The 17,827-nt window shown below is 69.5% G+C and carries 12 protein-coding genes and 1 pseudogene; 3 read left to right on the forward strand and 10 right to left on the reverse strand.

The genetic code is table 11. From position 1 onward, the window contains the following. Window positions 1-416 precede the first annotated feature (416 nt). Both AC3EQ1_RS07040 and AC3EQ1_RS07045 read right to left on the reverse strand, forming a co-directional pair. Window positions 417-1,229 carry a LysR family transcriptional regulator gene (locus tag AC3EQ1_RS07040; protein ID WP_432093413.1) on the reverse strand — a complete coding sequence of 271 codons (813 nt, stop codon included), beginning with the start codon at window positions 1,227-1,229 and terminating at the stop codon, window positions 417-419. Window positions 1,230-1,655: 426 nt separating this feature from the next. Next, on the reverse strand, window positions 1,656-3,128 hold the full coding sequence (locus AC3EQ1_RS07045; RefSeq protein ID WP_432093414.1) for a sigma-70 family RNA polymerase sigma factor: 1,473 nt from the start codon (window positions 3,126-3,128) through the stop codon (window positions 1,656-1,658). Window positions 3,129-4,533: 1,405 nt separating this feature from the next. Here AC3EQ1_RS07045 and AC3EQ1_RS07050 point away from each other — a divergent pair. Together AC3EQ1_RS07050 and AC3EQ1_RS07055 are read left to right on the forward strand one after the other, a co-directional pair. Continuing rightward, entirely contained in the window at window positions 4,534-5,709 is a 1,176-nt protein-coding gene (locus AC3EQ1_RS07050) for a S1 family peptidase (protein ID WP_432093415.1), read from the forward strand. Between the two features lie 339 nt (window positions 5,710-6,048). Then, window positions 6,049-6,942: pseudogene (locus AC3EQ1_RS07055) on the forward strand (M28 family metallopeptidase); the annotation flags it as partial. A 202-nt stretch (window positions 6,943-7,144) separates the two neighbouring features. Here AC3EQ1_RS07055 and AC3EQ1_RS07060 read toward each other — a convergent pair. Continuing rightward, a complete protein-coding gene (locus AC3EQ1_RS07060) occupies window positions 7,145-8,566 on the reverse strand; it encodes a sigma-70 family RNA polymerase sigma factor (RefSeq protein WP_432093416.1) in 1,422 nt (473 codons plus the stop codon). Window positions 8,567-9,036: 470 nt separating this feature from the next. Between AC3EQ1_RS07060 and AC3EQ1_RS07065 the strand changes: the two genes are divergently transcribed. Continuing rightward, on the forward strand, window positions 9,037-10,053 hold the full coding sequence (locus AC3EQ1_RS07065; protein ID WP_432093417.1) for a YaaC family protein: 1,017 nt from the start codon (window positions 9,037-9,039) through the stop codon (window positions 10,051-10,053). Between the two features lie 183 nt (window positions 10,054-10,236). Here the strand turns inward: AC3EQ1_RS07065 and AC3EQ1_RS07070 are convergent, their stop codons facing one another. Genes AC3EQ1_RS07070 through AC3EQ1_RS07100 form a run of 7 tightly spaced genes read right to left on the reverse strand, consistent with a single transcriptional unit; the run spans window position 10,237 to window position 17,826 of the window. Continuing rightward, on the reverse strand, window positions 10,237-11,199 hold the full coding sequence (locus tag AC3EQ1_RS07070) for a sugar kinase (protein WP_432093418.1): 963 nt from the start codon (window positions 11,197-11,199) through the stop codon (window positions 10,237-10,239). Beyond that, a complete protein-coding gene (locus tag AC3EQ1_RS07075; RefSeq protein WP_432093419.1) occupies window positions 11,196-11,897 on the reverse strand; it encodes a bifunctional 4-hydroxy-2-oxoglutarate aldolase/2-dehydro-3-deoxy-phosphogluconate aldolase in 702 nt (233 codons plus the stop codon). The genes AC3EQ1_RS07070 and AC3EQ1_RS07075 overlap by 4 nt, the downstream gene beginning before the upstream one ends. Before the next feature lie 20 nt (window positions 11,898-11,917). Next, window positions 11,918-12,697, reverse strand: a complete 780-nt coding sequence (locus tag AC3EQ1_RS07080) for an SDR family oxidoreductase (RefSeq protein WP_432093420.1) — start codon at window positions 12,695-12,697, stop codon at window positions 11,918-11,920. Next, window positions 12,694-13,734, reverse strand: a complete 1,041-nt coding sequence (locus AC3EQ1_RS07085) for a zinc-dependent alcohol dehydrogenase (RefSeq protein WP_432093421.1) — start codon at window positions 13,732-13,734, stop codon at window positions 12,694-12,696. The genes AC3EQ1_RS07080 and AC3EQ1_RS07085 overlap by 4 nt, the downstream gene beginning before the upstream one ends. 13 nt (window positions 13,735-13,747) lie before the next feature. Beyond that, a complete protein-coding gene (locus AC3EQ1_RS07090; RefSeq protein ID WP_432093422.1) occupies window positions 13,748-14,596 on the reverse strand; it encodes an amidohydrolase family protein in 849 nt (282 codons plus the stop codon). Next, the gene (locus AC3EQ1_RS07095; protein ID WP_432093423.1) at window positions 14,593-15,540 is read right to left on the reverse strand and encodes an aldo/keto reductase; all 948 of its coding nucleotides are present in this window, start codon (window positions 15,538-15,540) and stop codon (window positions 14,593-14,595) included. The genes AC3EQ1_RS07090 and AC3EQ1_RS07095 overlap by 4 nt, the downstream gene beginning before the upstream one ends. 57 nt (window positions 15,541-15,597) lie before the next feature. Further along, complete coding sequence (locus tag AC3EQ1_RS07100; RefSeq protein ID WP_432093424.1) at window positions 15,598-17,826, reverse strand: alpha-L-fucosidase; 2,229 nt, start codon at window positions 17,824-17,826, stop codon at window positions 15,598-15,600. Window position 17,827 lies beyond the last annotated feature (1 nt).

The following is a 17,827-nucleotide window of genomic DNA, read 5'->3' on the forward strand; positions in this document are numbered from 1 at the left end:
CAGCCGCGCCGTCGGCCCCTGCACGCCGGTCCGTTGAGGCGCTGGAGAACGAGGAACGAGGTCGCCTCATCCTGCGACCGTCGAGCACGGCAGCGGAATGCATGCGCGGTGCAAGGGAGTGAAGACGGTGGCTCAACCGACCCACTGTCCGGATCGGTTGAGCCACCACCGTGATGCCGAAATCGGACGCGGTGCAGTACGCGTTGCCGCCCCGTCCATGCTGATGGTTTCGGCGGGCCGGCCGCGGGACGGATGCGGCTGTGCCGCTCCGCCTCGTCGGGGAACTCAACCGCCACTGAGCAAAGGGCTCCGCCTCTCCGACAGCCATCTGCAGTAGGTATCCGACTCGATGGCGCATTCGCGGTAGGCCTCATCCAGTTCGGAGTACACCTCTGCTTGCACCCCTGGCTGGGCGATCAGCAGCAGGCGACCCCCAGTGGGTCGCCTCGCAACGGCCGGACCGCGATGTGGTCGGTGGCGCTGGTGGTGGGCTGGCAGGAGGCCACCGCTTCACCTATCGCGATCAGGGAGGCAGCGGTCGCCGGATCTCCAGGCACGACAGCCGGGCGGAGCCCGGCGGTGTCCAGGACCTGTCGCAGCGCGACCCACTCTCCGTCGGCCATGGGGTCGACGACCCACCGGTCCGCAGCCAGGTCGTGAAGGTCGATCACCGACTGGGCCGCGGCAGGGTGGTCGCGCGCCAGAGAGACGAACTGCGGTTCGCGATCCACGACCACGCGGTGCGACAGACCTTGAGGAATCGAGAGCGGCATTCCTTCCAGCTCATGGACGAGCGCGACATCGAGGTGCCCTGATGCCACCATGCGCACCAACGCCGAAGGCGACTTGTCGACAACCAGGGCCGTTTCCGCGTCCGCCAAGCGTTGCTTGATGCGTCGCAGCCATCGCGTCGTGACCTTGCTGCCGGTCGAACCGACCCGGAAGCGGGCACCGGCGGACTGGACGGCCGTGGCCCTCGCCTCCGCGACCAGTTCGGTCATCTGCGTGAGCAGCGGTCGAGCACGGCCGAGCACCGACCTGCCGAGCGGAGTCGGGTGGCACCCCGTGGGCACTCGGTAGAAAAGCTCGGCACCGAGAGATCTCTCGATACGGCGCATCTGAGACGACAGCGAAGGCTGCGTCACACCGAGCAGTCGGGCCGCTTTGTGCATGCTCCCCATATCGGCGATTGCGCAGAGTATGCGCAGATGTCTTATCTCAAGCTCCATGCGCGGAAGAATATGCAGAATTCCCAATCCCCGCCAGCACCTGAACCGGATTCTCTTCCACCTGCCGAGCACTTCGCCAACATCGGTCCGCACGCTTCATTCCAGGCGACATTCATCGAGGAAAGGGAGATGTCAACAGAGTGTCCGCCGGCGAGTTGTGCACGCGGATGCAGCACGGCACTCACAGACATCCGTCGGTCCGTATTCGTGTCACATCAAGGAGCAGAATGCACCCCGCGTGGCGACAGGCCGGACGCGGCGGACAGGTCTCCGTTGTTTCTCGTCGTCGAACGCGACCGCTCAGCCCGTCCCACCGGCGGCTGCGGTGGGGAGTACGGCCGTGAGGCCCCCGCTCGGCTCCGGCGGCGCACCGGTCACCCGCGTGGGGAAATGAAGGCTCCGCGCGCGTCCAGCCTCATCAACACCTCACTCGGTCTCATAGGTGCGGCCATTGCCACCGATCACCACGAGTGCTGCCGCTGCCGGGCTGAACCTCGTTCGCCACACCTGTCGGCTGTCGCGGCTGTCGCACCGGCGGAGGCCGTCCTGGGCCCGCTCGGCGCTCGAGGCTCGCAGGCACAACCGCGTCACCTCGTTGCGCAGCAGCACCGTGCCGCCCAGGTGATGGAGCTGAATCCAGGACTGGTGGGCACCGGAGTCGCAATCCGCCTCTCGGACACCTCCGGCTGCCGAGCCGGCCTCCAGGCAGCGTCCGGTGGAGAGGTTGCGCAATGCCGTCCGCCACGCCTCGTGCAGCGCGTGGCCAGGATCCCCGGTTGCGGAGGGCAAGGGAAGCGAGAGGGAGCGCGAGGCGCGCGGTGCGGGCCGAGAGGGCGGCGGGGGCGGGCGGGATGCAGGGGTCTCAGGCCTCGGAGCGGTCCGGTGGGACAGCGACGTCCGTTGGGGCTCTGCCCGCGGGGGTACCGGTCGCTGATCAGGGCCGAGCAGAACGAACCCGGAGACCGACAGCGCCAACGCGACTGCTGCCGCCCCTAAGCCCTTCTGGGAGAGGAGCATCGGGCCTGCCGACGCTCCGCCCGATGGATCGAGCGGCGACGGCATCGGCAAGGTGAGTGTCGCCGCATTGCCGGCAGCCACGTGGGGGCCGAGGGCTTCGGCGCCGCCACCGAGAAGGAATGCCGTGGGCAGGACCGTCCGCAGGCGGGAGTTGAGGTGGAGCAGGTCGGTCATGGCCCGTCGGCAGTTGGCACAACTGCTCAGATGCCGCGCCAGGTCCTTGTCGGTCCGGCGGCCGGGACGCCGGACGGCCGCTGCCAGCGGCCCGCTGTACCGACCGCAGCCCTCATCACCGTTCCCCCCGGACACATGGACACTCAGGTATGCCTCGCGCAGCCCTTCCCGGGCCCGTTCGGCCAGTGATGACACACCGCTCTCGCTGATCCCGAGCATCGGCGCCACCCGGGACACCGGTTCCCTCTCCACGACGGTGTGCCACAGGACCGTCTGCCATCGTTCCGGCAACTGCCGGAAGCTGCGGAGAACCAGCCCGTCCTCCTCTCGACGCAGTGCGGACTCTTCGCCACCGGGGCGCTCGTCGGCCCAGTCCTCGACGGTGTCGCTGAGTTCCGTGCGACGCCCGGCCGCACCCCAGTTGATGGCGGTGTTGCGCACGACGGTGAGGAGATAGGGGCGCCACGGCCCGCGCGGGCCGTGCCCCGCGCGCACGGCCTCGATGGTCCGGATGAAGGCTTCGGACGTCAGGTCCTCGGCAGTGTTCGGATCATGGCAGCAGGTCCCGGCGTAAGCACGCACCGTGGACCGATGACGTTCGTAGAGTTCGGCCAGTTCTCCTTCGGCTGTCTCGCCTCGGCGGAGTGACGTGGCCAGTTCCTCGTCCGGCCAGTCCGCGAAGGAGTGCTTCTGGTGAAAAGTAGACATGAAGGTACCTGTTCTTCACAGACATGCGAGGCATGTCCGGATCCACTGAGAAGTGGCGACGCAGAGACGAAGTAGCGACGCAGAGAGCTGGTTTCGCTCAGGCCCAGAGGCGGGCGGCGTCGGATTCACGGCTCATGGCCGGTGACACCCCATCGCCGGCCGAGCAGCTACACCATGGTCTGCCGCGCTCCGGTGCGCAACCCCCGCCACCCCGTCCCCGGGGAAGCATGCGGACCAATCAACTCCGCCCGGCAGATCGTCAAATCCGCGACCAACACACCCTCGTGGACGGGCTCTTGGCCACCTCGACGGGCCCTTCGCGCTGGTCACAGGCGATGAGGCCGCCTGCAGTCCGAATCGGGCGTTCGCCACCCCTCAGCAGCAAAACCCAGGCATGAGTAAAGCGTTGGCAAAGCGACGGGACGTAGGGCGGTCACCCCGGTCCTGCCCCCAAGACACCCACAGCCGGAGAGGCGGACGGGCGGCGCCGGGCGAGCAGCCCGCCCCGGCGCCCTCCCACCGCGTCCCGGCCACCGCAGCACATCGAGCACGAACGAGAGGAGCCCCCGTGAGCAAGTCGATCCCGGACCGGGCGCGCACCGGACGGCGTGACTGCGCCCGGCCCGCCACGCCGGCCCTGTCGAGCGCACCTGTTCCGCGGCCCACGGACAGGGCGCCTCCGCCATGGCCTCTTCGGCCTTCCCTCTCCAGATGTCGGGGCCCCGACCAGCAGCCCATCCGGACGATCGGAATGCGCATCGGATGGAGCCGCACACAACGGGCTCCGTTGTGCAGCGCCCCCTTGCCGTGGGCTCCTGGAGGAATACCGGTATGGATCGACGGCGAGAGCCGGTCGTCCCGTTGTCGGGCCATCGGTCTGCCGGAAGAGAAGGCCACTGACGGGCGTTTTCAATGAGCGGACAGTGCAATGGAATAGCAGCCACCTCTCTCGACTGATTGCGCACGCTCGGTCCACTCCTCAGTGGACTGTTCCGTCACGACCTGACGGCCGCGAGGTTCCAGGCTGCGCAGTGTCAGGCTGTCGACCAGCGAATCCGTTCGCCGGAGCCGTCATCGCACCCTGCTCATGTGCAGGTCGTTCCGCCTGTCCGGCCGAGGGCGGAAGGCGAACCAGGCGCCCCGGACACTTCGCCTCAGTCGTGTTCACACTGATCTGCTGAATCGGCCCAATTCAACGGACCCGCACGTCGATTCACGCAGAAGAATCTGCCGGAGAGTATTGCGGACTCGTTCGGCCACAGGGTAGACAGTGACCTCACCCCAACTGCCTCGGATTCTCCGGAGCAGATTTCCCCGATCCTCTTCTCGGCTTTGGCCTGTTCGGCCTGCCGAAAACCGACTGGAGTTGAAATGCATGGCGGATCAGCGACGCACTCATCGGAGGGTGAGCAAGAAGTCCGGCACCATCGCCGGCGCGAGCCTCGCCGCATTCGCGGCAGCGGCGGTTCTGCTGCCGAACGCCAACGCCGGCACGAATACGCCGGACGACCCTGGCCCCCGGGCGTTCAGCCTGGAGGAAGCGGGCTCCCTGGGCGCCCGTCTCAGCGCCGATCTCGGTGCTGACTCGGCCGGTTGGTACTTCGACAACCACAAGGACCGCATGGTGATGAACGTTCTCGACGAGGCAGCTGCCCGGAAGGTCCGCGCCAAGGGGGGTGAGGCACGGGTTGTCGAGCGCAGCATGGCCGAGCTCAGGGCCGGAATACAGCAGCTCAACAAGGATCCCGTGCCCGGCACGGCCTGGTCCGTCGACCCCAGGACCAACAAGGTCTCGGTGATCGCGGACGGTTCGGTCACCGGTGACCGCTGGAAGCAGCTCAGTCGCTCCACCGGCAAGCTGGGGGACGCCGTCTCCGTCACCAAGGTCGAGGGAACTTTCGTGCCGACCGCTGCCGACGGGGGCGACTCCATCTTCGGCGATCAGGGAGGGACGTGTTCGCTGGGCTTCAACGTCCAGAAGGACGGCAAGGCCGCCTTCCTGACGGCGGGACACTGCTCGGTCGTGAGCGGTTCGAAGGCCTGGGGAACCGAGCAGGGCGGCCGGCCTGTCGGAAAGGTCGTCGAGGAGAAGTTCCCCGGAGCGGACTATGCCCTGGTGACCTATGACGAGGACGGGGCGGAAGCGCCCAGTACGGTGGACCTGAAGAACGGCAGGACGCAGGCCATCACTTCCGCCGCTGCAGCGACAGTGGGTATGCCGGTACAGCGCAGCGGCCAGACCACCGGCCTCCACGGGGGCAAGGTGACGGGCATCGACGTCACGGTGAACTACCCCCAGGGGTCCGTCGACGGCCTCATCCAGACCAATGTCTGCTCCGAGCCCGGCGACAGTGGCGGCTCCCTCTTCTCCGGCAACAAGGCAGTAGGGCTGACCTCCGGAGGCGAAAAGGACTCCCGTTGCCCCGGGGAGAGTGTGTCGTTCTACCAGCCTGTCACCGATGCGCTGCAGGCCGTGGGCGCCCGGATCGGTGAGGGCGGCAAGGAACAGGGCCCCGGCGACGACAGCGAGCGCGGCGACTCCGACGACGGTCAGGACGAAGGCGGACAGCCCGGCCAGTAAAAGCTGCCGGATGACGGAGAAGTCTCGCTCTGAGGCAGCGGCAGTCATGGAGGACCCGGTAGGCGGGGAGGGCCCTCCGAGACAACGTCATCCGCCCCGGGACGCAGGCGAAACGAAGCAGCGTCCCGGGGCTTCGGCAAGGCATGTTCCGCGCCGGTCCCGGCTGCGGAAGCCCGCCTGGCCGGCTTCACGAACAGGGCTCCGCCGCAACCGGCGAACCACACCCAGTCCGTGCTGAACACACCACCCATGGAGGTCAGCAAAGTGAGCACACAGCACTCGTCCCACCGCCGACTGCGCAACCGGAGAGTCGGCACCATTGCCGCCGGAGCGGCCGCAATGGTGATCGCGGGGGTTCTGATACCCAACGCCAATGCGGGCACCACGTCCGTCACCGCGCCCGACATCCGCAAAGCGGCTGTCAAGGAACATCTGGCCAAGTTGGAGTCGATCGCTTCGGCCCATGGCGGCAACCGGGCTCACGGCCGTCCGGGCTACAAGGCGTCGATCGACTATGTGAAGGGCAAGCTGGACGCGGCCGGGTTCAAGACCACCGTTCAGCGGTTCACGCACGACGGCGCCACCGGCTACAACCTGATCGCCGACTGGCCGGGTGGTGACCCGAACAAGGTGGTCATGGCAGGTGCTCATCTGGACTCGGTCGCCGAAGGCCCCGGCATCAACGACAACGGCTCCGGTTCCGCCGGCATCCTGGAAACCGCGATGGCCGTCTCCCGCGCGAAGCTCAAGCCCGAGAAGCACCTGAGGTTCGGCTGGTGGGGAGCGGAGGAACTCGGCATCGTGGGCTCGAAGCACTACGTCCGCCAACTGTCCGAGGGCGACCTCTCGAAGTTCTCCGGATACCTCAACTTCGACATGATCGGGTCGCCGAACCCGGGCTACTTCGTCTACGACGACGATCCCGGAATCGAGTCGGTCTTCAAGGACTGGTTCGCCGGCAAGAAGGTCCCCACCGAGATCGAGACCGAGGGCGACGGCCGCTCCGACCACGCGGCTTTCAAGGACGCGGGCGTCCCCGTGGGCGGTCTGTTCACCGGCGCGAGCAACGAGATGTCCTCCGACCAGGCCAAGAAGTGGCACGGAAAGGCGGGTGAGCCGTTCGATCGCTGCTACCACTCGTCCTGCGACGCCTCGTCGGGCATCAACATGACAGCCCTGGACCGCAACAGCGACGCGATCGCGCACGCGGTGTGGACCCTGAGCGGCGCCGGCGGCCGATCCAAGTAGCGGCATAAGCCGCCTGGTGGGCCTCCCGGGCGGTCACCGACCGATTCGCTTCCACGCTGACGCAAGGGGACTCGCTCCCTGCGGAGCTCAGCCGAACGGGCCGCACCGGCGGAATACTGCCCGGTGCGGCCCGTCGTCCTGCAACTCGGAGCTCCCGGTTCTGTGCTCCGGCCACTCCGCAGGTGACTCAGGTTGCATACGCCCTGCCGCTGCGGCCAACAGCCACGAGCGACCGCTCGGCCAAACTGAATTCCAGTCGCCAGACCTGTCCGGGTTCGGAGCCGTCGCACGGCTGCAGCTCATCCGGTGCGCGGCCGGCACCGGAATCGGTCAAGCAGAGCCGCGACACCGCGTTGCGCAAGAGAACAGCACTCCCCCGGAACTGGAGTTGGCTCCACACCTGGTCGGCGCCACCGTCACAGGCCGCCTCCCGGACCTTCGCTTCGGTGCCGGCCTCCAAGCATTTCCCCGTGCCGATGACCCGCAGGGTGGTCCGCGGCCCCTCGCGCAGAGCCCTTGCACCGGTGGCCGGAGGTGCGGGCGGGCCGGACGAGCCCGAAGGCGACGGCGTCACCACCGGGGGCGCCGACGCGCGCGGCGGCTCCACCGCCCGCGGGGGCGCCGGATCACGATCGGGCGCCAGCAGAAGGTATCCCCCGATCGTCACCGACACAGCCGCGGCGAGAGCCCCGGCCTTCTGGGCGGAGAGGACCGGACCGGCCGCCCCGCCGGTCGGATCGGGCGGCAGCGGCGGGGCGGCCACTCCGTAGGCCGCCGCCTCGGTGGCCGTGGCCTTGGCCCCCAGGTATCCGGCCCCGCCCCACAGCAACACGGCCCCGGGCAGCACGGACCGCAGGCGGGAGTTGAGGTCGGTGAGATCGAGCAGCACCCGGCGGCAGTCGGCGCAGTCGTTGAGGTGTCGCGAGAGGTCCTTGGCCACGCGTCGTCCGGGCCGCCGTACCGCAGCCGCCAGCAGACCGCTGTAGTGCCGGCAGGCATCACCGTCGGGACCCGTGCGAGCACTGACATTCTCCACGTGCACGCTGAGGTAGGCCTCACGCAGCCCCTCACGGGCTCGCTCCGCCAGCGATCCCACTCCACTCTCACTGAGACCGAGATCGGCCGCTACACGGGAAGCCGGCTGCCCCTCCACGAGGGTCTGCCAGAGGACGGCTTGCCATCGCTCGGGCAGTCGGCGGAAACTGCGTGCGACGAGGTCCGCCTCCTCCAGGCGCAGCACGCGCTCCTCGCCGCCGGCATCTTCGTCGGCCCAGGCCTCGACTTCTTCGGTCAGCTCGGTGCGACGTCCGGTCATGGCCCAGTCGATGGCGGTACGACGGACGACAGTGATCAGGTAGGGGCGCCACGACCCACTGGGACCTCCGCCCCGGCGTACCGCGTCGATGGTCCGGGTGAACGCCTCGGATGTGAGGTCCTCGGCCGTGTGCGGGTCCCGGCAGCACGTACCCGCGTAGGCACGCACCACTTTCCGGTGGCGTTGGTAGAGCTCGGTGCATTCCTGCTCCGAGACTGCTCCGCTGCGTATCACGGCGGACAGTTCGGAATCCGGAGTGTCCGAGAGAGAGGTGTGGTTCTGGTCTAGTGGCATGCGAGCACCTGGTTTCCCAGTCCGACGGGCCCTGTCCAGGTTCCGTTGAGGAAGGGTACGCGGGAGAAAGCCCGTTTACTCACTCACATGCAAGTTCTCCCCGGCCTCAGGGAGACGCCACCGATTCATGGGATCGGATCGCGGAGTGCGCACAGCACACCGAGGGAGTTCCGGCGTGGTGGCGGCCCCTTCCGGGGCAGCGGCACCGGGCTCCGGTCCGCCTTGCCGGTCCTCATTTCGCGCAGCTCGCGGACAGAGGTAAAGCATAGGCAAAGGAGCGGGATGATGCGGGTGTTGGTCTCCTCCTGACACATGACCAACCGCACGATCCGACGCGGCGACGGCACTCCACCGCCGCATGGCTCCGCCCGTCCCGGACGTCCAGCACGCTCGGCAACGGCTGGACTGCCCGGCGCACGGCCCCGGCACGGCCGGTGCCACGCGATCCGCAACCTTGGGGAGGACTCTCGATGAATGGACATGTGGATCCACGTCAGGCCTGGGAGCGCCTGCGGGAATACCGGTGGAGCCCGCCCGACGGAGCAGGCGACGGAGCGCGCTGCCGCACCTTCGTCTCCGCTCTCGACCAGATGGAGCAGATCTTCCACGCGGCGGCGATGACGGACCTCTGCGCGCTCCCACTCCAGGTATTCCATGGACTGAGCCAGGCCGGACGGGCCATCGCCGCGGCGGCCGGCCGGCTCGGGTACGAGGACTGGCGCCTGGTCGCTCCGGGCATCGCGACCTCCGGTGGCGACAGGGGCGTCGCCGACATCGAGATCCGGACCGATCCGCCGGGCTCCCGGAGCAGCTTCGTGAGGTTGAGCGAACTGCTGCACTCGCCCGTGTGGGAGAGGGTCCCCGTGCGGCTCGAAGACGTGTGGGACACCCTGCCGGTGAACCTCGGTCACCCCCTGACCGACAGGCACCGGTCCACTCCCCTGTACGCCGCCTACGGCAGTCGCGGCGAGCACGATCAACTGCTGCTCGGCCGGCCGGCTGACGAACTCCCCCCATGGTCTGTCGGCGCCGACTGCCCGCAGATTCTGGACGCCTACCTCGCACAGGTCAGCGAGACGGCCCACGACAGTTACCTGCCACCGCCGTCCCGGCCTCAAGCCGTCCCGGGGCCCGCGCCCCGAGCGAGTGGCGGACGCGCGCCACGAAGGTGGTTCACCTCCAGGAGACGAAGCAACGAGATCGCAAGCCCGGTGGTTCTCCCCGCCGCGACACGCAGCTACATGGGGCAGCTGTACCGCTTTCCCGTCATCGCCCCGCTGCCACGAGAGCTGCACCCGCTCATGGCCTGGTGGGCCATCCTCTACGCACTGTCGAGGCTCGCCCACGACGACCCCGCCAACTGGGCCCTCCACATCAGCTTCGTCGGCAGCCGCCACGCCCTCCCCCTGGAACAGCTCTTTGAAAGCGCTCTCACCCACCTGCCCGTCCTCATCGCCGACACCATCGAAGACCTCGCCATGGGATAGGTCCCTGAGGGGGCGGGGGGGACCGGAGCCGCAGCGGACCGCGGAGCGGCAGCAGTCGGGGCGAGCCTCCTCTCCTGGGCGGGTCGCTCCGACGCGCTCCGCTGTCCGGGCCGTTCCCGCACGAAAGCGGAGCGGGCCGCACCGGCCTTCTCCGGTGCGGCCCGCTCCCCTTGGACGGTCGGCTCAGCGCGTCACTTCCTCGCCCGATGTCACGTCCGCGAGGTCGGCCCTGCGGGGCAGCCCCTCGCAGTCGCCGGCCACGGTGACCGCGTACGCGCCGGACTCCACAGCAGTGCGCAGGCGCTGCTCGACAGACCTGCGGGCGAGCAGTTCGGCGAGGTAGCCGGCGACGAACGCGTCACCGGCGCCCACCGGGTCGACCACCGGGACGGACGGGGCAGGCTGGACGTACGCGGTGCCGTCGACGACCGCCGTGCAGCCGCGGGCTCCCTCCTTGAGTACGGCCTGGCGCGGCCCGAGCCCGGCCAGCGCACATGCCAGTGCGGCAGACGAGCGTGCCGCGCCGGGGCCGAGCAGCAGCTCGGCTTCCGCGATCCCGGCGAACAGCACGTCGGCCCGGCCGGCGAGATCCGCCAGAACCGGACGGGCCCGGTCCGGGGACCAGAGCTTCGACCGGTGATTGATGTCCACCGAGACCGTGACCCCTGCGTCACGCGCAAGGTCCGTGGCATACCGGACGGCCTCGGCGGCCGAGTCCGAGAGGGCGGGGGTGATCCCCGTGACGTGCAGGACACCGGCGCCGCGGATCAGCTCGACGGGGACGTCCTCGGGGCGCAGCCGGGATGCCGCACTGCCGGCCCGGTGGTAGTCCACCCGGACGGCGGTGGCGCCCCTGCGGTGTCTGACCATGAGGCCGGTGAACCCGCCCTGCCGGATCCCCCGGATGTCCACGCCCTCGGCCCGCAGCCGCCGCTCGATCAGGTCCCCCGTCGCATCCGCGCCGAGACGGCCGAACCAGGTTGCGGCACCGCCGAGCCGGACCACTCCGATCGCGACGTTGCTCTCCGCTCCTCCGATGCCGTAACCGAAGGAGCGGGCGTACTCGAGGGGCCCGGTCTCCAGTGCGGTGACCAGCCCCATGGTTTCGCCGAAGGTCACCAGCCCGGTCTTCCGGCAATCCGTCACTCCGCTCCCCCACGGACCCGGCAGGCCGCTGCGGCGGCCACGGTGTGGACGGCGAGGTGGTGGATCTCGTCCCAGCGGCCTTCGGCGATCAGGCGCCGCGGGACGGGCCATGTGCCGCCGACGGCGAGGACGGACGGTTCGCTCAGATACTCCCGGAGGGTCCCGAGGCCGATCCCGCCGGTCGGGAGAAATTGCATGTCCGGGAAGGGGGCTGCGAGGGCACGCAGGCCTATGTGCCCGCCCGCGGCTGCGGCGGGAAAGAACTTGACCACCCGCAGCCCGGCGCGCCGGGCCCGTTGGACCTCGGTGCCGGTGACCGCTCCGGGGATGGCGAGTGCCCCGGCATTGCGGCAGCGTTCGACCACCTCCTCGTCGTAGCCCGGCGAGACCAGGAACCGCACCCCGTCGGTCAGGCATCCGTCGGCCTGTTCGGCGTCGAGCACGGTGCCGGCCCCCACCAGCAGCCCGTCACAGCGGGACAGCGCACGGAGCGCTGCCGGGGCCGCGGGGGTGCGCAACGTGACCTCGACACAGGGCAGCCCTGCGTCCAGCAGCACGTCGCCCAGAGGCCCGGCGCGCTCGGCGTCATCGATGACCACGACCGGCAGCACCCCGGCGGCCCGGATCGACCGCAGAACGGGATCCGCGTCCGTACTCGGCGAGAACCGCACAGCCCGGTCGCCGGTCTCTGCCGCCACCGGGCGGCGGGATACGGCGCTCACCGGCCGAGCCAGCCGCCGTCGACGGGCAGCAGCGCGCCGTGGACGTAGTCGGAGGCCGCCGAGGCCAGGAAGACCGCGGCACCGGCGAGGTCCTCGGGCTTCGCCCAGCGACCGGCCGGGATGCGGGCGAGAACGGCTTGGCCGCGGTCCGGATCCTCCCACAGAGCCCGGGTGTTGTCGGTGGTCACGTAGCCGGGGACGAGAGCGTTGACGTTCACGCCCCGACCGGCCCACTCATTGGCCAGAGCCCGCGTCAGGCCGGCGATTCCGGACTTGGCGGCCGCATAGCCGGGCACCGTGACCCCTCCTTGGAAGCTGAGCACCGAAGCGGTAAAGACGATCTTGCCGGAGCCACGCTCGATCATTCGACGGCCGATCTCGCGGCTGAGAACGAACTGGCTGCTGAGATCGACGGCCAGCACACGATCCCAGTCCGTGTCGGTGTGCTCGGCAGCAGGGGCCCGGGCGATGGTGCCGGCGTTGTTCATCAGGATGTCCACCGGGCGTTCGAGGGCAGCGAGTTCGGAGGCCAGGGCAAGAACGGATACACGGTCGGCAAAGTCGGCCCGGAACGCCCGGAACGTGCGGCCGTGGCCGGTGACGCGCTGCTCCACCTCGCTGCCGGAGGGTTCCATCCCGGCGCTGACGGCGATGATGTCGGCACCGGCGGCTGCCAGTCCTTCGGCGATGGCCAGGCCCAGCCCCCGGCGAGCGCCGGTGACGACGGCAAGCCTGCCGGTCAGGTCGAACAGTCTCCGGTACTCGGTGAGAGTCATGACCGACCTGCCTCCGCGACGTCCTGGCAGTCGATCAGCACCTTCATCACTCCGTCACCCGAGTCGACGGCGGAGAACGCCTCCTGGACCCGGTGGAGCGGTTCGATCCGCGAGATCAGAGCCTCCGCGGGAATGTGCCCGGCGCCGAGCAACCGGACCGCCGCCTCGAAGTCCGTGCGCCGGTACAACCGGGCACCGATCAACGTCAGTTCCCGCCAGAAGAAGCGGTGCAGGTCGATGGCGCGCGGGGTCGGGTGGATGGCCACCATCACCAGCCGGCCGCGGACCGCCATGCAGTCGACGGCTGCCGCCACGCCCGGGGCGGCGCCGGACACCTCGAACGCGATCGGGACTCCCGCGCCACCGGTCCACTCCGTCACCACCGTCGCGACATCGGTGTGCACCGGGTCGATCGTGGCCAGCCCCAGTTCTTCGGCGACCGCCCGGCGATGAGCGTCGGGTTCGGAGACCCGCACCTCGGCGCCGGCCCGTCGGGCGACGGTGGCGATCAGGAGGCCGACCGGACCACCGCCCACCACGAGCGCCTTCTCCCCGGCCCGCACCCCCGCTCGGTTCACGTCGTGCACCGCGACAGCCGTGGGCTCCAGCAGGGCGGCGTGATCGAGGCGCAGCCCGTCGGGCAGAGCCACCAGCAGCTCGGCAGGAACCGACCAGCTGGTCTGCATCGAGCCGTCGGAGTCGACGCCGATGAAGTTCATCCGGTGGCAGACGTGGTGATGACCCGCGCGGCAGGCGGGGCAGTCACCGCAGGAGCCGAGCGGCATCACGGTGACCGGGTCTCCGGGCCGCCAGCCGTCGACGTCCGCGCCGAGTTCCGCCACCCGCCCCGACATCTCGTGTCCCAGCACGGCGGGCGGCCGGACCCGGGCGTCCATCGCCCCGTGGAAGACATGGAGGTCGGTACCGCAGATGCCGGTGTACGCGACCTCGATCCGGACATGCCCCGGAGGGAGTGCCGGAGGGCGAACGGGTTGGACCCGCACGGTCCTGCCGCCGGTATAGGTGGCCTGATGCATCACATACCTCGCTTCAGTGGTGGGAGGGAACTCGGTAGATCCGGGCAGCGTTCCCGCCGAGTACGGCGGCGGTCTCCTCCGCCGAGCACCCGGTGAGCGCGGAGCGGACGAGGTCGAGCCAGCCGCCGTATTCGGTGTTCAGGGTCAGCACCGGCCAGTCGCTGCCGAACAGGCAGCGGTGCGGGCCGAACAGCTCGATCGCGGCGCGGAGGAAGGCGCGCAGCTCCCGGGGCCCGGCTGAACCGGGCGACTGCGTGGCCAGGCCGGAGAGTTTGCAGACCACATTCGGCCGGTCCGCCAGTCGGCGGAGTGCCCGGTACCAGCGGCCGTCCTCGAACCCGGCGGGCTCCGGCTTGCCGAGGTGGTCCAGCACGATGACGGTCTGCGGGCAGGCGGCGACCAGCCCGTCCAGCTGGGTCAGTTGGTGCTCCCGGACACAGGCGTCGAAGGGCAGGCCCGCCTCGCCGAGCAGAGCGACCCCGGCGCGCAGCTGCGGGTCGGCGGTGAAGCCGGGGGGCTCGTCCTGAATGAGGCGGCGCACGCCGAGGACGAACGGGTCCTCGGCCAGCCGGGGAATCTCCCCGTGTGCGGAGGGCCCCCGTTCCAGCGAGAGATGAGCGACCATGCCCCGAATCTCCGGACGGGAGCGGGCCAGCTCGCGCACCCACGCGACCTCCGCGGCCGCCTGCTCGGGCTCCCGGCCGGCCTCCACCACAATGACACCGACGGGCACAGCGGTGGCGGCGTCCAGTTCCCCGGGGCCGAAGGGCCGGTCGAGTGCGGGGTGGCGCTCGAGCCAGGGGTAACGGAGGCGGTGCGGATCCCACAGGTGGACGTGGGAGTCCAGAAGGGGATGCGTCATGCCCGCTCCCCCGGTCCCCGTACGGCCGCGCGCCCGCTCGTCCAGCCGCGGTCGCGGACGGGCTCGAGGCAGGCCTCGACCCGGATCAGCAATTCCCGGTCCATCGGTTCGGCGAGCCAGGCCACATTGCGCCGGACGTCGTCCGGGTCATGAGTGCCGACGAGCGTGGTGGCGGCGTGGGTGGTGGAGACGGAGAACTGAAGGGCCAGCTTGGCCAGGTCGACGCCGGCTGCGCCGCAGAGCTCGGCCGCCGCTGCGCAGCGCTCGCGCAGTTCGGCCGAACCCGGGTGCCAGTCGGGAGCGCCTCGCGCGGTCAGGGCGCCCATGGCGAGCGGAGATGCGTTGATCACCCCGGTGCCGTAGGTGGCGAACCGGTGCTTCCATCCGGCCAGCCGCCGGTCGTGCAGGGTGTGACGGCAGTACGAGAGGACGGAGTCGACCGGGGTCCTGGCGGCGACGTAGCCGAGTACGGGCAACGGGTAGCCGGTGATGCCCACGTAGCGGACGAGCCCCGCCTGCTGGAGCTCGCGCAGCGCCGGGAGGGTCTCCTCGACGATCCGGTCGAGCGAGCCGAATTCGATGTCATGACACTGGATCAGGTCGAGGTGATCGGTGCCCAGCCTGTCGAGGCTCTCGGTGACACTGCCTTTGACCCGTTCGGCTCCGAAGTCGAAGTCGGCCGCCCCGTACCGGCCGACTTTGGTGGCCAGAAGGTAGCTGTCGCGGTCGACGCCGCGCAGAGCGCGGCCGAGTGCGCTCTCGGCGGTCGTGGCCCCGTAGTACGGGGCCACGTCGAAGAAGTTGATGCCGAGATCGAGTGCGGTGTGAACGGCGTCGATGCCGTCCTGTTCGGCGAAGGCACCGTAGACCGAGCCGAGCGGTGCGGCACCGAAGCTCAGTTCGGAGACGGTCAGGGCGGTCCGGCCCAGCCGGTTGTATCGCATGAGGGAGTCCCTGGGAGAGCGGAGCGGGCGGGTCGGGGGCCGAGCCGAGGGCCGTTCCTAGAGAGCGGTCAAGGTCCACTGCAGGTTGGGACTGGTGTTGAGCTCCCACTCCTTGACGGGGGCACCGGGCCTGGCCGAGCCGCCGCTGTCGAGAACCAGACCGGTTGCCTTGTTGGCGAGGTTGAAGGCGCCCTGGCCTCGGTCGGTGATCCGCCACTGCTGGCTGTCGGTGTCCCTGCGGGAGGTCAGCTGTGCCGTGCCGCCGTTGTCGGTGACGCCCGCACCGTCGATCACCAGGCCATGAACGCGGTTGACCAGCACGTAGTGTCCGGTGCCGAGTTCGACGGCGTGCCACTGGAGGTTGGGGCTGCTGTTCGGAGTCCACTGCCTGAGCGGGGAACCCGACGGCACACGACCGCCGCCGTCGAGGACGAGGCCGTTGGTCACGTTGGTGAACCGGAACCAGGTGGCCGGGTCGAGGGTGACCTTGAGCGAGGTGATCCTGTCATTGGCGCCGACGGTGCGCAGGTCCGCGGTGTCGGTCGTGAAGGTCCAGGAGGTGCCGGTGAGATGGTCACCGGAGAAGCCGGTCACTCGGAAGCCCACGGGCAGCCGGAGGGAAGAGATGCTGTGCGCGGCCAGGCCTGCCGCCTTCAGTTGTGCCGAGGTGTAGCTGCCGAGCAGCAGCTGGGCCCGATCGCCCGCATATCCGACATCGGAGTAGGCAGTGGCCTTGTGGTGTGAGCGGAGCGGAGGTATGGGGCCGTCGAAGGCGAGCTTGAGGACGTAGGCCTGGGCGCTGAACGGCGCGGTGCGGGGCAGGGGCACGTGCAGCCCGACGGCGTCCTGGGTCCAGCCGTCCACCTCCGTGGAGTCGCCCGCGCCGGGGCCGAGGAGCCGGACGGAGGAGAGCGTCGACAGATCGAGCCGGCTGCCGGCGAGGGTGGTGCTGGTCAAAGTGGTGGCCGGCCAGCCGAGCACGGTTGCATAGAGTACGGTGCCGGCCTTGTTGCGGGTGAAGCGGATGTCCTTGGCGGTGCCCGCCTTGGGGTGGGTGAACGCGCCCCCGCCCATCTTGGTCGGGCCCTCGCCGTAGGCCTCCCAGGCGCGGGTGCCGTAGATCGACTCACCGAAGCGTCCGAGGTGGTCTCCGATGCCGAGCAGCACGTCGCGCTGAGCTCCGGGGATGGTGCCGTCGGCTGTCGGAGCGATGTTCAGCAGCATGTTGCCGTTCTTGCTGACCCGGTCGATCAGCGCGTGCAGCATCTGCCGGAGTGTGTAGTAGCGGATGCCCTCGGTGTGGCACCAGCTGGAACTGCTGACGCTGTCGTCGGTGAGCCAGTACGGGGTGCGGATGTCGGCGGGGCCGCCACGCTCGAAGTCGAAGACCTCGCCCTTGTCGTTGTAGCCGTCCTTGTAGGTGGCGACTACGTCGCTCCCCCATGCCTCGGCCTGGTTGTAGTAGTAGGAGAGGAAGTTGAGGTTCTGCTGTTCGTCGACTTCGTCGAGGTTGAAGTCCTGATAGAGGATGTCGGGTCTGGCCTGGTCGACGACCTCCTTGAGCTTGTCGAACCAGAGCTGGTTCGCGGCGGTGGTGTCCAGCTGGCCGTAGAGCTTCCGCAGGCTGGGGTCGGTCTGGGCGGGCACCGGGTGGTAGTAGCCCGTGAAGTTGTACGCGTGGTGCATGGCGACCAGGAGCTTGAGGCCCTGGCCGCGGATGGCGTCGTGGAAGAGGTGCAGCAGGTCGAGCCTGGGTCCTCTGGCGGCCGAGTTCCATTCGTTGACCTTGCTGTCCCACATGGAGAAGCCGTCGTGGTGTTCGGCGACGGGTCCGGCGAAGCGGGCCCCGGCAGCCTTGAACAGCCGTGCCCACTCGTCGGGGTCGAACCGTCCGCCGCTGGAGACCAGCTCGGGGGCGAACTGGACGAAGGTGCCGGACTTGTCCCGCCCGCCGTCGATGAAGGTGTGGTACGGCCAGGCGCCGGGCGTGCCGTAGGTGGCGATGTGGTGCTTGTTGGCACCGCTGTCGGCGAGGTGCATATTGCGCGGGTACCACTCGCTGCCGTACGCGGGGACGCTGAAGACGCCCCAGTGGAAGTAGATGCCGAACTTCGCATCCTGGAACCACTCGGGGGCCGGGGTGTGGCGGTCGACCGACGGCCAGGTGGGGGTGTAGCTCCCGGAAGCGGCCACGGCGGCCGACCGGGCTCCGGGCGTGCCGGGCAGCGCCGCAGTGGCGGCCGCTCCGGTCGAGGCGGTGAGGAAGGTTCGGCGGGAGAGGGGCAAG

Source organism: Streptomyces sp. bgisy100, from assembly GCF_057709105.1.

Excerpts from the sequence above, each read along its gene's own strand:
- AC3EQ1_RS07040 (WP_432093413.1), bottom strand. The coding sequence starts at position 1,229 with ATGGAGCTTGAGATAAGACATCTGCGCATACTCTGCGCAATCGCCGAT.
- AC3EQ1_RS07045 (WP_432093414.1), bottom strand. The coding sequence starts at position 3,128 with ATGTCTACTTTTCACCAGAAGCACTCCTTCGCGGACTGGCCGGACGAG.
- AC3EQ1_RS07060 (WP_432093416.1), bottom strand. The coding sequence starts at position 8,566 with ATGCCACTAGACCAGAACCACACCTCTCTCTCGGACACTCCGGATTCC.
- AC3EQ1_RS07065 (WP_432093417.1), top strand. The coding sequence starts at position 9,037 with ATGAATGGACATGTGGATCCACGTCAGGCCTGGGAGCGCCTGCGGGAA.
- AC3EQ1_RS07080 (WP_432093420.1), bottom strand. The coding sequence starts at position 12,697 with ATGACTCTCACCGAGTACCGGAGACTGTTCGACCTGACCGGCAGGCTT.
- AC3EQ1_RS07085 (WP_432093421.1), bottom strand. The coding sequence starts at position 13,734 with ATGCATCAGGCCACCTATACCGGCGGCAGGACCGTGCGGGTCCAACCC.
- AC3EQ1_RS07090 (WP_432093422.1), bottom strand. The coding sequence starts at position 14,596 with ATGACGCATCCCCTTCTGGACTCCCACGTCCACCTGTGGGATCCGCAC.
- AC3EQ1_RS07095 (WP_432093423.1), bottom strand. The coding sequence starts at position 15,540 with ATGCGATACAACCGGCTGGGCCGGACCGCCCTGACCGTCTCCGAACTG.